Annotated in this window: 12 protein-coding genes; 4 read left to right on the top strand and 8 right to left on the bottom strand. The window is 62.3% G+C overall.

Annotated elements, in window-relative coordinates:
• Positions 1–165 precede the first annotated feature (165 nt).
• Positions 166–1242 carry an S-methyl-5-thioribose-1-phosphate isomerase gene (gene mtnA / locus ACK59H_RS21425; RefSeq protein WP_409264892.1) on the bottom strand — a complete coding sequence of 359 codons (1077 nt, stop codon included), beginning with the start codon at positions 1240–1242 and terminating at the stop codon, positions 166–168.
• Between the two features lie 112 nt (positions 1243–1354).
• Here mtnA and ubiG point away from each other — a divergent pair, with 112 nt between their 5' ends.
• From ubiG to ACK59H_RS21410, 3 genes are all read left to right on the top strand, one after another.
• Positions 1355–2053 carry a bifunctional 2-polyprenyl-6-hydroxyphenol methylase/3-demethylubiquinol 3-O-methyltransferase UbiG gene (gene ubiG / locus ACK59H_RS21420; protein WP_060480518.1) on the top strand — a complete coding sequence of 233 codons (699 nt, stop codon included), beginning with the start codon at positions 1355–1357 and terminating at the stop codon, positions 2051–2053.
• A 2-nt stretch (positions 2054–2055) separates the two neighbouring features.
• Entirely contained in the window at positions 2056–2727 is a 672-nt protein-coding gene (mupP, locus tag ACK59H_RS21415) for an N-acetylmuramic acid 6-phosphate phosphatase MupP (RefSeq protein ID WP_409264891.1), read from the top strand.
• Positions 2728–2883: 156 nt separating this feature from the next.
• Positions 2884–3624, top strand: coding sequence for a YciK family oxidoreductase (locus ACK59H_RS21410; RefSeq protein WP_060480520.1), 741 nt, complete (start codon positions 2884–2886; stop codon positions 3622–3624).
• 117 nt (positions 3625–3741) lie between these two features.
• Here ACK59H_RS21410 and ACK59H_RS21405 read toward each other — a convergent pair whose 3' ends face one another.
• From ACK59H_RS21405 to ACK59H_RS21375, 7 genes are all read right to left on the bottom strand, one after another.
• The gene (locus tag ACK59H_RS21405) at positions 3742–4527 is read right to left on the bottom strand and encodes a TenA family transcriptional regulator (protein WP_060480521.1); all 786 of its coding nucleotides are present in this window, start codon (positions 4525–4527) and stop codon (positions 3742–3744) included.
• Positions 4528–4566: 39 nt separating this feature from the next.
• Positions 4567–7023 carry an EAL domain-containing protein gene (locus ACK59H_RS21400; RefSeq protein WP_060480522.1) on the bottom strand — a complete coding sequence of 819 codons (2457 nt, stop codon included), beginning with the start codon at positions 7021–7023 and terminating at the stop codon, positions 4567–4569.
• Between the two features lie 169 nt (positions 7024–7192).
• Positions 7193–9025: an ABC transporter ATP-binding protein gene (locus ACK59H_RS21395; protein ID WP_350493159.1), complete on the bottom strand. Its 1833-nt coding sequence runs from the start codon at positions 9023–9025 to the stop codon at positions 7193–7195.
• Positions 9018–9650, bottom strand: a complete 633-nt coding sequence (locus ACK59H_RS21390) for a DsbA family protein (RefSeq protein WP_409264890.1) — start codon at positions 9648–9650, stop codon at positions 9018–9020. The genes ACK59H_RS21395 and ACK59H_RS21390 overlap by 8 nt, the downstream gene beginning before the upstream one ends.
• Positions 9651–9653: 3 nt before the next feature.
• Positions 9654–10586, bottom strand: coding sequence for a rhodanese-related sulfurtransferase (locus tag ACK59H_RS21385; RefSeq protein WP_060480525.1), 933 nt, complete (start codon positions 10584–10586; stop codon positions 9654–9656).
• 118 nt (positions 10587–10704) lie between these two features.
• Entirely contained in the window at positions 10705–11001 is a 297-nt protein-coding gene (locus ACK59H_RS21380; protein WP_060480526.1) for a BolA family transcriptional regulator, read from the bottom strand.
• Between the two features lie 10 nt (positions 11002–11011).
• The gene (locus ACK59H_RS21375; protein WP_060480527.1) at positions 11012–11536 is read right to left on the bottom strand and encodes a DUF2059 domain-containing protein; all 525 of its coding nucleotides are present in this window, start codon (positions 11534–11536) and stop codon (positions 11012–11014) included.
• A 153-nt stretch (positions 11537–11689) separates the two neighbouring features.
• Between ACK59H_RS21375 and ACK59H_RS21370 the strand changes: the two genes are divergently transcribed.
• Complete coding sequence (locus ACK59H_RS21370) at positions 11690–13084, top strand: class II fumarate hydratase (RefSeq protein ID WP_409264889.1); 1395 nt, start codon at positions 11690–11692, stop codon at positions 13082–13084.
• Positions 13085–13108: the final 24 nt, after the last annotated feature.

Raw genomic sequence — 13108 nt, 5'->3', positions numbered from 1 at the left:
GAGCGAGCGCAGCTCGCGATGCGCCGCGCGGGCGGCGCTCGATCTCACCACCACCACAACCCTCCCGCCCCACACCAACCAAAGCAATCGCTTGCGCCCCACACCAATCAATGCAATCGCTTACGCCCCACCCCAATCAATGCAATCGCTTGCGCCCCACCCTAATCAATGCAACCGCTTACGGCACACCAACTGAGCCAGCTTGGCGGTGTCTGGCCGCTCGACGATGCCGCGCTCGGTAACAATCACGTCGATCAAATCAGCCGGCGTCACGTCAAAAACCGGGTTGAACGCCTCGACCTGCGGCGCAACACGGGTGCCGGCGTAATCCAGCAACTCGTTCGCCTCGCGCTCTTCCAGTGGAATGTCTTCGCCGGTGGCCAGATTGAGATCGATACTGGTGCTCGGTGCCACCACCATGAAGCGTACGCCGTGGTGCATGGCGCTGACGGCCAGCTGGTAAGTACCGATCTTGCTGGCCACATCGCCGTTGGCAGCAACGCAATCGGCCCCTACCACCACCCAGGTGATGCCCTTGGTCTTCATCAGGTGTGCCAGCGCCGAATCGGCGCACAGGGTGACCGGGATGCCTTCATGGGCCAACTCCCAGGCGGTCAGGCGCGAGCCTTGTAGCCACGGGCGGGTTTCGCCGGCATACACCCGCTCCACCATGCCTTCGAGATACCCGGCGCGGATCACCCCCAGGGCCGTGCCGATACCGCCGCTGGCCAGGGCCCCAGCGTTGCCGTAGGTCAGCAGGGTCTGGGCGTTGCCTTGGTGGCGACGGATCAGCTCGGTGCCGAGCTGGGCCATGGTCAGGTTGGCTTCGCGGTCGCTTTCATGGATTGCGATCGCCTCGGCTTCCAAGGCGGCCAGCACGCTCTCCTCGCCACGCACGCGCTGCAAACGCTCGCGCATGCGGTTCAGCGCCCAGAACAGGTTGGCCGCGGTGGGGCGGGCTTCGGCCAGGGTGAGGAAGTCTTCTTCCAGGTCCATCTCCCAATCCCCACCCTGGGCCAGGCGCTCCTCCAGGGCCAGCACCAGGCCGTAAGCCGCGGCAATGCCTATGGCTGCGGCGCCGCGCACCGCCATGTCGCGGATCGCCTGGGCCACCTGTGTAACCGTGTCGCAGGTCAGCCAACGCTCTTGCGACGGCAGCGCACGCTGGTCGAGCAGGTGCAGGGCGCCGCCTTGCCAGCGCATCCCGGTCACCTTCTCTGCTCCCAAAAGTCGCTCGCGCATCGCCTCTCCCCGTCGTTCGGATATCAAAAGCCGGCGATTATAGCGACCCTGGCCCGCAGACGCTCGGTTATACTGCGTCCCATTTGAAGTGCAAGTTCCAGAGGATTGTTCAATGAGCAACGTCGACCACGCCGAAATCGCTAAATTCGAAGCCCTGGCCCACCGCTGGTGGGACCGCGAGAGCGAGTTCAAGCCGCTGCACGACATCAACCCGCTGCGCGTCAACTGGATTGACGAGCGCGTGGGCCTTGCTGGCAAGAAAGTGCTGGACGTCGGCTGCGGCGGCGGCATCCTCAGCGAGGCAATGGCCTTGCGTGGTGCTCGCGTTACCGGTATCGACATGGGCGAGGCGCCGCTGGCTGTGGCCCAGCTGCACCAGCTGGAGTCGGGCGTAGAGGTCGAGTACCGGCAGATCACCGCTGAGGCGCTGGCCGAAGAAATGCCCGAGCAGTTCGATGTGGTCACCTGCCTTGAGATGCTCGAGCACGTACCCGACCCCTCTTCGGTCATCCGCGCGTGCTGTCGCATGGTCAAACCTGGTGGCCAGGTGTTCTTCTCGACCATCAACCGCAACCCCAAGGCCTACCTGCTGGCCATCGTCGGTGCCGAATACATCCTCAAGATGCTGCCGCGCGGTACCCACGACTTCAAGAAATTCATTCGCCCGTCCGAGCTTGGCGCCTGGAGCCGCAGCGCAGGCCTTGAGGTCAAGGACATCATCGGCCTGACCTACAACCCGCTGACCAAGCACTACAAGCTGAGCAGCGATGTAGACGTCAACTACATGATCCAGACCCTGCGCGAGGAATGAGCATGCGTTTGCGAGCAGTACTCTTCGACATGGACGGCACCCTGCTGGACACGGCGCCGGACTTCATCGCCATCTGCCAGGCCATGCTCGCCGAACGGGGGCTGCCGGCCATCGATGATCAGGCGATTCGCGACGTGATCTCCGGCGGCGCACGCGCCATGGTCGCAGCGACTTTTGCAATGAACCCGGAAGACGAAGGCTTCGAAGCCCTGCGCCTGGAATTCCTCGAGCGGTACCAGCGTGATTGCGCAGTGCACAGTAAGCTGTTCGACGGGATGGGCGAGCTGCTGGCCGACCTCGAGAAGGGCAAGCTGCTATGGGGCGTGGTCACCAACAAACCGGTGCGCTTCGCTGAGCCGATCATGCAGCAGTTGGGCCTGGCCGAGCGTTCGGCGCTGTTGATCTGCCCGGACCACGTGAAGAACAGCAAGCCCGACCCAGAGCCTCTGATTCTGGCCTGCAAAACCCTGAACCTGGACCCTGCCAGCGTGTTGTTCGTCGGCGACGACCTGCGCGACATCGAATCTGGCCGCGACGCTGGCACCCGCACGGCTGCGGTGCGCTACGGCTATATTCATCCAGAGGACAACCCTAACCACTGGGGCGCCGATGTGGTGGTGGACCACCCATTGGAGTTGCGCAAGGTCATCGACAGCGCCCTGTGCGGCTGCTGAACTCCGGTCGATGCCCCGGCCCTGAACCCTGCGTGAGCGGGTTCACCCGCGAAAGCGTCAGGCCGGGCAATACCGCCGCCTGATCATGCACAGTCGCGGGTACACCTGCCCCCACAAGGGGCCAGGGACGCCCCGACGAATTCAAAGGACAGAACCATGTTCGATTACACCGCCCGCCCCGGCATGCTCGCCGGCCGCGTCATCCTGGTTACCGGTGCCGGCCGTGGCATTGGCGCCGCCGCCGCCAAGGCTTATGCAGCGCTGGGGGCCACTGTGCTGCTGCTAGGCAAGACCGAAGCCAACCTCAATGAGGTTTACGACCAGATCGAGGCTGCTGGCCACGCGCAGCCAGTGGTCATCCCGTTCAACTTGGAAACCGCCCTGCCCCATCAATACGACGAGCTGGCGGTGATGATCGAGGAGCAGTTCGGCCGGCTGGACGGGTTGCTCAACAACGCCTCGATCATCGGCCCACGTACGCCGCTGGAGCAACTTTCAGGCGAGAATTTCATGCGGGTGATGCATATCAATGTGGATGCCACCTTCATGCTCACCAGCACCCTGCTGCCACTGCTCAAATTGTCCGAAGACGCTTCTGTGGTGTTCACCTCCAGCAGTGTCGGGCGCAAGGGCCGGGCTTACTGGGGCGCCTACGGCGTTTCGAAATTCGCCACCGAGGGGCTGATGCAGACCCTGGCTGACGAACTGGAAGGTGTCGCCCCAGTGCGCGCCAACAGCATCAACCCAGGCGCCACACGCACCGCGATGCGGGCACAGGCGTACCCTAGCGAAAATCCGCAGAACAACCCGTCGCCCGAAGAAATCATGCCGGTTTACCTGTACCTGATGGGGCCAGACAGCAAGGGCGTGAACGGGCAGGCTTTCAACGCGCAGTAAGTATTGCGTCGCCTGCACCGGGCGCTTCGCGGGTAGCTCCGCTCCCAAGGCCTATACCGCCGTAAAGGCTTTTGTATTTGCTGTAGGAGCGGGTTAACCCGCGAACAACGCAGGGTTTCAGCCAGCTGCCAAAGCCGGGCGCAGGCGCCCTTGCTGACGCCCTTCGAGCTGCATGCAGCGCTCAAGGAACAGGTACATGCAGTCGTAGCTTTTGCAGATCGCCTTGCGCAACTCATTGCGCAACCCCTGGGTCGGATTCTCGCCGGCCAGCGTGCAGATGATTTCCAGCGCCTCCCAGGGGTGTGCATCATCATACTGGGCATGCATCTTCAACCACTTCATCGCCCGCTTACGCTGATCCTCGGGGAACCCCATGGCGTAGGTATCTTCGGCGCACACTACCGCCGACCACTCGCCGGTCGCCCCCTCGATTGCATAGTTGGTCGCCGCCATGGCAATGGCCAGCGACTCGGTGGTGCACACGCGCCAGCACCAGTCGTTCAGGCCATTGAGTTCAGGCGGCACGTCCTGGGCCTGTAGATCGTGCAAGTGAACACCATGGGCCTGGCACCAATGTACCCAGTAATCGGCATGGTTGAGCTCTACGCGAATGTTACGCATCAGCCAGCGCCGCGCCATGTCCTCGCCCGGGTGGCGAGCGTAGCGGGTCTTGGTGAGGTTGTAGGCCATGTACAGGGAAAACTGCTCGACCACCGGCCAACCACCGATCAGGTACTGGCGGATGGTCGACTGACGCAGCTGGCCATCACGCAGGCGCTGATAGAACTCGTGCTCGACCACCCGACGCTTGCTTTCGCGGCAGTCCTCGATCAACTGCTGGGCCCACTGGGGATAACTGGCCGGGTCCATCAAGGGCCCGATACGTACGAATGCGTCAATCACTTTCAGCTCCTTGATCCTTGTGATTTAGCGGACGTGTTTTCAGCGAAATGTTCCTGGCGCCCGATGCAGCAAGGGCCGCGCAGCAATCCGTTGGCGCTGCAGACTGTCACAGGTGAACACCTGTGGTCGTTCAATCAAATAGCCCTGGGCGTAATCCACGCCGATCTCCTGCAAGGCCTGCTCGATCAACGGTGTTTCGACGAACTCGGCGATGGTCCGCTTGCCCATGACATGACCGATGTGATTGATCACCTCGACCATGGCACGATTGACCGGGTCGTCGAGCATATCTTTGACAAAACTTCCGTCGATCTTCAAGAAGTCGACGGGTAAATGTTTCAAATAAGCGAATGACGACATCCCGGCACAAAAGTCGTCCAGCGAGAACTTGCAACCTAGGCCTTTCAATTCGTTGATAAAGCGGATGGCACTACCCAGGTTGGCGATGGCACTGGTTTCGGTGATCTCGAAACAGATCATTCGGGGCGGAATGGCGTATTCGACGAACAACCGCTGCAGGTACTCGAGGAATTTGTCATCGCCGATGCTGGTACCCGACAGATTGATCGCGCACATCGCCAGAGGCCCGTCCCGGCCCTCGTCCAGGCACTGGCGAATGACCTGGAACACGCTGCGGACCACCCAACGGTCCAGCGCCGTCATCAACCCGTACCGCTCGGCCGCCGGGATGAAACTGTCCGGGAGGATGGTTCGGCCACTTTCGTCGTGCAGGCGTATCAATATCTCGATATGGCCGGGCCCTTCGCCGGGGTTGAGTGCGGCGATCTCCTGGCAATAGAGGCAGAAGCGGTTTTCTTCCAGAGCCACATGCAGGCGCTGTATCCAGGCCATTTCGCCAAAGCGCATGGACAGCTCGCTGTCGTCGGCATGGTACACCTGCACCCGGTTGCGGCCCTTTTCCTTGGCCATGTAGCAGGCCATGTCGGCAGCGCGCAGCGATGCCTCCAATGTGCACGGCGCCTGGGCCATGTGCACCAGCCCGATACTGACAGTGGTTACGAAGGGCCTGCCTTTCCACACGAAATGCAGGCTCTGCACGGCTTGGCGCAGGCTTTCGGCCAAGCGCTCGGCTTGCTCGGCCGGGCAGTTCTCCAGCAACACCCCAAATTCATCGCCCCCCAGACGGGCCAAGGTATCGCCTTCACGCAGCCCCGACTGCAACACTGCGCAGATGTGCCTGAGCAGTTCGTCGCCAGCGGCATGGCCGCAGGTGTCGTTGACCAATTTGAACTGGTCAAGATCGAGGAACATCAACGAGTGCCTGCCGGTCTGGCGCGCCAGGCCATTGAGGGCCTGTTCGAGGCGATATTCGAACTCGCGGCGGTTGGCCAGCCCCGTCAGGGCGTCATGGGTCGCCTGCCATGACAGGTTGGCGATGTACTGACGCTCCTGGGTCATGTCGTGCAGCACCAGCACGATACCGGCGACCTGATCGTTATTGATGATCGGCGAGCCGACCAGGTTGACCGACACGGTACTGCCATCCAAGCGCTGGATCAGCCGGGCATGCTCGGCGCCACCTTTGAGGCTGCCGTTGAGCACCTGCTCGACCAACGAGCCGCTCTCGCATTGCTCGTGCTCGTCAAGCAGGCTGAACAGCGCTCCCAGCGGCAGGCCATGGGCCTGGTCAGATTGCCAGTTGGTCAACTGTTCCGCGGCCGGGTTCATGTAGCCGATGTTGCCATCGACATCGGCCGTGATCACCGCATCGCCAATCGACTCCAGGGTAATCTGCGCCCGCTCCTTTTCCTCGCGCAAGGCACTGGCGAACGCCTGCCGCTGGGCCAACAGCTTGCTGGAGCGGCGCCAGGCAATGGCAATCAGAAACAGCGCGGTCAGCAGATTGGTCACCAACAATACCCGCAACAGCATGCGCGAGCCTTCGCCCAAGGCATCACTGAATGCCTTGGCAGCCGGCGTGACGCCTTCATTGATTGCCACAATGCGGGCTTTCCATTCGTCGAGCCGAGCTTGGCCAACGTTCCCGGCGGCGAAACCGCTGTGCATCTCGTCGGCCAGAACGTCGAGCTTGTTCAGGTACGCATCGCCAATGTTCCAGTAGTCGATCGCCGTCTGCATGTAGCTGACATGCCGGAAGTTGCGATAGAACCAGATGATGCTGTCGGCATCGTCAGGGTGATTGCCACCTTTGAGCACGGCCTGCCGAGCGCCTGCCAGGTCCGGGCTTGCCTGGTCGAGCAGCTCGCGCAACTCGTGATCGCCCTGGGGAATGGTCATGACCTGGCGGTAACGCTGGTAGGTACCCTCGTCACGGTCATCGGCATACAGGTTGAGGTAGTAGATCGCGTCTTTCTGGGCCTTGGACCACAGGCTTTCCCCGGCCACATAGGCACGCACAGCCGAAAGCGCATAGAGGCTGAGGCTTCCCAACAGCACCTGGAAGACGACGACGGCGATGAAGGGCCAAATGATACCCACCAGTCTTGGCGCTTCTAGAGTGCGATTTCCCTTCATTGAGTCCCTGTCACAGAGCAGATAAGACTTGAATCAACCCAGACCAGTTCAGCGTAGGCCATTTGCCATCTACAAGGAGAGGAATATTTAGACCTAAAAGCTGCGGTGCCGCGCAGCCGTAACACTGGGAGCGGGCCCACCCACCAACTGGCCCGCACCGGCCACGCTGTCAGGTCTGCTGCAAGTGCCCATACAACTTGGCATAAAGGCCGCCCTCGGCAATCAGCTGCTGATGGTCGCCATCTTCGGCCACACGCCCACCGTCGAACACCAGCACCCGATCGGCCTGCTTAACCGCCGACAAGCGGTGGGCAATGATCAGTGTGGTCCTGCCACTGAGAAAACGCGCCAGAGCCTGGTGCAAGTTGTACTCAGTAGCGGCATCCAGCGCAGAAGTGGCTTCATCGAGAATCACCACCTTTGGCTCGGCCAGCACCATCCGGGCAATCGCCAAGCGCTGGCGCTGGCCACCGGACAGACGCACTCCGGAACGCCCGACCACGCTGTCCAACCCCTGGGGCAAGGCGGCGATGGTGGCGTCCAGCTGGGCAATACGCAGCGCCTGCCAGCAGGCTTCATCGGTGCACTCGCGCCCCATGGTCAGGTTGGCACGCACGCTGTCGTTGAACAACGAGGGGTGTTGCAGCACCACGGCGACGTTTTCCCGCAGGGTTTCAAGGCCGATTTCCTGCAGGCTGGCTCCGCCAAAGCGGATGGTGCCTGCCTGGGCGCTGTACAGGCCAAGCAGTAATTGCACCAGGGTACTCTTGCCACCGCCACTGGCCCCGACAATGGCCACCTTCTCGCCGGGGGCAATGGTCAGGTCGAGCTGGTCGAGCACCGGCTCATCGGCATAGGCAAAGCGCAGGTCGCGCACTTCGATGCCCACCGTTTCGCGGCCGGCGAACGGGTCGCAAGCGGCCGGGTACTGCGGCTCGTCAGCGCGCGACAGCAGCTCGTTGAGCCGGCTCAGGGCGCCGCCCGCGGCGTAGTAGGCGTATTGCAGGTTGAGCAGTTGCTCCACCGGCCCGATCATGAACCAGAGGTAGCTGAACACCGCCAGCATCTGGCCGATCGACAGGTCGGAGAACAACACCGTCAGCATCGCCGCCGCCCGGAAGATATCGATACCGAACTGGAACAGCAGGCCACTGGCGCGGCCGCTGGCATCGCTTTTCCATTGCGACTCCACGGCATAATCGCGCACTTCACGGGCGCGCAAGCCAAGACGGCCGAGGAAGTAGCCCTGGCGGTTGCCCGCGCGGATCTCCTGGATGGCATCCAGGGTTTCCGACAACGCCTGGGTAAAGCGCGAGGTGCTGTCGTTTTCGAGCTTTTTCAAGTGCTTCACACGCTTGCCCAACTGCACGGTGAAGTAGATCACCAGCGGGTTGAACAACAGGATCAGCAGCGCCAGTTTCCAATGCATCCAGATCAGGATCGCGGCGGTGCCGGTCAGCGTCAGCATGGCCACCAGAAAGCGGCTCAGGGTTTCCCCGACGAACTTGTCGAGGGTATCCAGGTCGGTGACTAGGTGCGTGGTCACGGTACCGCTGCCCAGGCTTTCGTACTCTTTCAGCGAAATGCGCTTGAGCCGCTCGATCAGGCGGATGCGCAGACGGTAGACGATGTCCTTGGCAAGGCCTGCGAACAGTTTGGCCTGCACCACGTTGAACGCCAGCGCCGCAAGGCGCAGGCTCAAGGTGGCCGCGAGCATCAGGCCGATGTAGCCGGCCGCGACCTGCCACCCGCTGGGCAGCAGATGGTTCATCCATTTCAGTGCGGCATCACCATGGCCCAGCAGCACTTCGTCGACCAGCAGTGGCAATAGAAGCGGGATTGGCACGCTGCAGCAGGCGGCCAGCACGGCCACCAAATTGGCAGCCCAGAGGTTTTTCTTGTGGTGCAGGGCCAGGCGGCGTATTTCTGCCCAGCTCAGACGATCAGCCGCAGCCGCAGGCTTCCCTGGCACAGGGTCTGGCGACCCTGGAAGGTCAAGCACAAGCAGCCTGCTGCAGCCAACGGCCCAGCAGCGGTTGCAGGCTGGCCTGCGGCTGGTAGCCGTTGGTCAGCAGTGCCAATTGGCCATTGCGCTCAGCCAGCAAGGTTGGGAACCCAGCGATGCCCAAATCTTGCACCCAGGTGAAATCGGCGGCGGTGGCGGCGCGGATGTCGTGGCTGGCGAACTGCACAGCGAAGCGCTCGCGATCGAACCCCACCTGCTGGGCCAGCTCCACCAGTTGCGGCGCGCGGGTCACATCAACACCCTGCTCATAAAAAGAACGCTGGATCAGCGTCAGCAGCGGCCACACCCGTTCGGCATCCAGCTCACGGGCGGCCACCAGGGCACGGCAGGCAGGCTCGGTATCGTAGACGAAGCCGTCAGGCATGGCGCCGTCGTAACGAAACGGCTGCCCCGTGGCCTCAGCCACGGCCTGCCAATGTTCCAGAATGTACTTGCGGGTCGAGCCATCCAGTGCATTGCCGCCCCTGCGCAGCCCACCTGGCACCACGCGCGTGGCGACGCCCGCCGCGGCGGCCTGGGCGATCAGGGCCTGGGCAACCGGCGCGAAACCCCAGCACCAGGAGCACATCGGGTCCATCACGTAGAGCAGGCGGGCAGTCATGGGTCAGGCCTCGGCTTTGTAGTTGTAACCGATCGGGTGTGGCAGGTTGCGGGCCTTGGCCAGTTCGATCTGCTTTTGCCGATCGATGGCGCTACGCCGGGTCTTTTCGCTCAGGGTGTCCCAGCAGTGTGGGCAGCTCACACCTGGTGAATAGTGCTCGGACTCGCGATCCTTGGCATCGACCGGGTGGCGGCAGGCATGGCACTGGTCGTACTCGCCTTCGCTCAGGTCATGACGCACCGTGACGCGGTTGTCGAAGACGAAGCAGTCGCCGTCCCAGAGGCTTTCTTCCTGAGGCACTTCCTCGAAGTATTTCAGGATGCCGCCCTTGAGATGATAGACCGCCTCGAAGCCTTCACCGAGCATATAGCTGGAAGCTTTTTCGCAGCGGATACCGCCGGTGCAGAACATCGCCACCTTCTTGTGCTTGCTCGGGTCGAAGTTGGCTTTGATGTAGTCGGGAAATTCGCGGAAGGTTTCGGTCTTGGGGTCGATCGCACCTTTGAAGGTGCCGATGGCCACTTCATAGTCGTTACGGGTATCGATCAGCAGCACTTCAGGGTCGCTGATCAGCGCATTCCAGTCTTTGGGCTCGACATACGTGCCGACCGCCTGGTTAGGGTCGACGCCTGGCACGCCAAGGGTGACGATCTCTTTCTTGAGCTTGACCTTGGTACGGTAGAACGGCTGCTCGTCGCAGTAGGATTCCTTGTGGTCGACATCCACCAGGCGCGGGTCGCTGCGCAGCCACGCGAGCAGGCCATCGATGCCTTCGCGGGTGGCCGAAACGGTACCATTGATGCCTTCGTGGGCCAGTAGCAAGGTGCCTTTGACGCCGTTGTCGAGCATGGCCTTGAGCAACGGCTCACGCAGCTCGACGTAATCTTGCAGGGTGACGAACTTGTACAGCGCCGCCACGACGATAGCTTGGGACATTCAGGTGGATCTCCTGGTGGTTGCCCTCGTAAGGGGCAGACCGGGTTTGACGAAAAACGCGAGGGCCGCATAGCGGCCCCCGGATGTTGCGGAATTGTACCAGAACGAAAAAGCGCTTTCAGTGGCCACCACCGGCACACACCGGCGAGGCCGGTGCTACGCCCACCTTGGCCCACTCCTCGGCCGTGTAGGTGTGAATCGCCAGGGCATGGATCTGACCCATCAGCTCACCCATGGTGGCGTACACCTTCTGGTGCCGCTTGACGCTGTTGAGTCCGGCGAACTGCTCGCTGACGATCACGGCCTTGTAGTGGGTCTGCTGGCCACGGCTGTGCATGTGGCTCTCGTCGATCACTTCAAGGTGCTGTGGGGCCAGCGCGGCCAGTTGCTGCTCGATGCGTTGCTGCATGCTCATTGGCTGAAACTCACTTTTTCGCAGGGGCCGCGGCCTTGCCAGCGTTCGGGTCCAGCTCCTTGGTCATGTCGTCGAGCAGCTTGTTCACCACAGGGACCGCTGGTTCCAGGCTGGTCTGGGTCAACTGCGCCGATTGCTGGGTGACCTTGGGCATTTCACGCAGCACTTTCTTGCCCAGTGGCGACTCGTAGAACTTGACCAGGTCCTTGAGCTCCTGCTCGGTGAAGGTCTGAGTGTACAGGTCGACCATCTTCGGTTTGAGCTTGTTCCAGCCGATGGCGTTGTCCAGCGCGGCGTTGGCCTTGGCCTGGTAGCTCTCGAGCACCGCCTGCTTGGAAGCAGGAGCTTTGGTCTGGGCGAAGCGCTGGGCAAACATCTGCTGCACCTGCATGTACACCGGGGTGCCCAGTTTGTCGGCATTGGCCAGGGCCAGGAATTTCTCGGCGGCAGCGTTGTGGCTGGCGGTGGCAGCGAGCACCTGGCCGCTGGCACAAGCCAGGGCAACGGCAGCGCAGAGGACACGGAGACGGGTCATTGCATTTCCTTCAGGGAGGGAGGCGGTACCTCAGAGTGGAGCATTCTGCTCCCGCAGAGGCATAGCGCTCAAGTGGCACGACGAGCGAATGAACCGCTCGCCCATATGAGGGCCTAAACTGCTGATTCTGACTGACAATGGAGTGAATGCAGCATGAGCCGTATCGAGACAGACAGCCTGGGCCCGGTCGAAGTTCCTGAGGACGCCTATTGGGGCGCCCAGACCCAGCGCTCGCTGATCAACTTTGCCATTGGCAAGGAACGCATGCCGCTCGCGGTGCTGCACGCCCTGGCGCTGATCAAAAAAGCCGCCGCGCGGGTCAACGACCGTAACGGCGACCTGCCCGCCGACATCGCCCGGCTGATCGAACAGGCCGCCAACGAAGTGCTCAACGGCGAACATGACGACCAGTTCCCACTGGTGGTGTGGCAGACCGGCAGCGGCACCCAGAGCAACATGAATGTCAACGAGGTGATCGCCGGGCGTGCTAACGAGCTGGCCGGCCAAGGCCGCGGCGGCAAGGCGCCCGTGCACCCCAACGACCACGTCAACCGCTCGCAGAGCTCCAACGATTGCTTCCCCACCGCCATGCACATCGCCGCTGCCCAGGCGGTGCATGAAAAGCTGTTGCCGGCTGCCGCCGAGTTGTCCGCGGGGCTGGCCGAGCTTTCGGCGCGCCACAGCAAGCTGGTCAAGACCGGCCGTACGCACATGATGGACGCCACGCCGATCACCTTCGGCCAAGAGGTCTCGGCTTTCGTCGCTCAACTCGAACACGCCCAGCGCGCCATCCGCGCCACCTTGCCGGCAGTGTATGAACTGGCACAGGGTGGCACTGCTGTGGGCACGGGGCTGAACGCCCCGCATGGCTTTGCCGAAGCGGTTGCCGCTGAACTGGCCGCTCTGTCAGGCCTGCCCTTCGTCACCGCCCCCAACAAGTTCGCGGCTCTAGCTGGGCACGAGCCGCTCACCAGCCTGGCCGGTGCGCTCAAAACCTTGGCGGTGGCGTTGATGAAAATCGCCAACGACCTACGCCTGCTGGGCTCCGGTCCACGCGCAGGGGTGGCCGAAGTACGTCTGCCGGCCAATGAGCCGGGCAGCTCGATCATGCCAGGCAAGGTCAACCCGACTCAGTGCGAAGCGCTGTCGATGCTGGCCTGCCAAGTGCTGGGCAACGATGCGACGATCGGTTTTGCTGCAAGCCAGGGGCATCTGCAGCTGAACGTGTTCAAGCCGGTGATCATCCACAATCTGTTGCAGTCGATCGAACTGCTGGCCGATGGCTGTCGCAACTTCCAGCAGCACTGTGTGGCGGGGATCGAACCGGACGCCGAGCAGATGGCGGCGCACCTGGAACGGGGCCTGATGCTGGTGACGGCGTTGAACCCGCATATTGGCTACGACAAAGCAGCCGAGATTGCCAAGAAGGCCTATGCCGAGGGTAAGACGCTGCGTGAGGCGGCCCTGGAGCTGCAGTACCTGACCAACGAGCAGTTCGACCAATGGGTGCGGCCGGAGAATATGCTGGCGCCAGGCAGCAAGGGCTGAATGATAGTGCGCTTGTGCCGTAGA

This window comes from Pseudomonas sp. KCJK9000 (assembly GCF_046230725.1).
Classification (GTDB): Bacteria; Pseudomonadota; Gammaproteobacteria; order Pseudomonadales; family Pseudomonadaceae; genus Aquipseudomonas; species Aquipseudomonas promysalinigenes.
This window is presented reverse-complemented; position numbering and strand designations above follow the sequence as displayed.

What these genes read in the sequence shown, in the direction of transcription:
- mtnA (WP_409264892.1), bottom strand. Translation starts at nt 1,242, where the DNA reads ATGCGCGAGCGACTTTTGGGAGCAGAGAAGGTGACCGGGATGCGCTGG.
- ubiG (WP_060480518.1), top strand. Translation starts at nt 1,355, where the DNA reads ATGAGCAACGTCGACCACGCCGAAATCGCTAAATTCGAAGCCCTGGCC.
- mupP (WP_409264891.1), top strand. Translation starts at nt 2,056, where the DNA reads ATGCGTTTGCGAGCAGTACTCTTCGACATGGACGGCACCCTGCTGGAC.
- ACK59H_RS21410 (WP_060480520.1), top strand. Translation starts at nt 2,884, where the DNA reads ATGTTCGATTACACCGCCCGCCCCGGCATGCTCGCCGGCCGCGTCATC.
- ACK59H_RS21400 (WP_060480522.1), bottom strand. Translation starts at nt 7,023, where the DNA reads ATGAAGGGAAATCGCACTCTAGAAGCGCCAAGACTGGTGGGTATCATT.
- ACK59H_RS21390 (WP_409264890.1), bottom strand. Translation starts at nt 9,650, where the DNA reads ATGACTGCCCGCCTGCTCTACGTGATGGACCCGATGTGCTCCTGGTGC.
- ACK59H_RS21385 (WP_060480525.1), bottom strand. Translation starts at nt 10,586, where the DNA reads ATGTCCCAAGCTATCGTCGTGGCGGCGCTGTACAAGTTCGTCACCCTG.
- ACK59H_RS21380 (WP_060480526.1), bottom strand. Translation starts at nt 11,001, where the DNA reads ATGAGCATGCAGCAACGCATCGAGCAGCAACTGGCCGCGCTGGCCCCA.
- ACK59H_RS21375 (WP_060480527.1), bottom strand. Translation starts at nt 11,536, where the DNA reads ATGACCCGTCTCCGTGTCCTCTGCGCTGCCGTTGCCCTGGCTTGTGCC.
- ACK59H_RS21370 (WP_409264889.1), top strand. Translation starts at nt 11,690, where the DNA reads ATGAGCCGTATCGAGACAGACAGCCTGGGCCCGGTCGAAGTTCCTGAG.